1 protein-coding gene is annotated in these 643 nt (G+C 69.8%); it reads left to right on the top strand.

Going from position 1 to position 643, the window contains the following annotated elements; all coding sequences use genetic code 11:
- Window positions 1-13: 13 nt before the first annotated feature.
- The coding region (locus ADK64_RS07310; RefSeq protein ID WP_159046186.1) for a ketoacyl-synthetase C-terminal extension domain-containing protein at window positions 14-643 on the top strand (630 nt) is incomplete at its 3' end.

The following is a 643-nucleotide window of genomic DNA, read 5'->3' as shown; positions in this document are numbered from 1 at the left end:
GCCGTCGCCGAAGGTGGACTGGTCGGCGGGTGCGGTGGAGCTGCTGACGGAGTCGCGGGAGTGGCCGACGGCTGAGGGGCGTCCGCGTCGCGCCGCGGTTTCTTCCTTCGGCCTCAGCGGCACCAACGCCCACGTCATCCTGGAGGCCGTCGAGGCAGAGCCCTCAGCGGACCGTGCGGCGGCTCCGGAGGCCGTCGTACCGCTGCTGGTGTCGGGCAAGTCCCCGGAGGCGGTGCGGGCCCAGGCCGAGGCGCTGTCGTCCCACCTGGACAACGGGCGGGACATTCATCTCACGGACGTCGCCTACTCACTTGCCACCACCCGGGCGCATTTTGATCATCGTGCGGTGGTGGTGGCGGGTTCGGTGGAGGAGGCGCGGGAGGGGCTCGCGGTGGTGCGGCCTGGGGGTGTGGTCTCGGGTCGTCTGGGTGTGTTGTTCACGGGGCAGGGTTCGCAGCGGGTGGGGATGGGGCGTGAGCTGTACGACGTGTTCCCGGTGTTCGCGGAGGCTTTCGATGAGGTGTGTGCGGCCGTGGACGAGCGACTCGGCTGTTCGTTGAAGGATGTGGTGTTCGAGGGCGGGGGGCTGCTGGACGAGACGCGGTTTGCGCAGCCGGCTCTGTTCGCAGTCGAGGTGGCGTTG

The sequence above is a fragment of the Streptomyces sp. MMG1121 genome (assembly GCF_001280015.1).
Taxonomy (GTDB): Bacteria; Actinomycetota; Actinomycetes; order Streptomycetales; family Streptomycetaceae; genus Streptomyces.
Note: the sequence above shows the minus strand (reverse complement) of the source record. Positions and strands in the feature narration are given on the sequence as shown.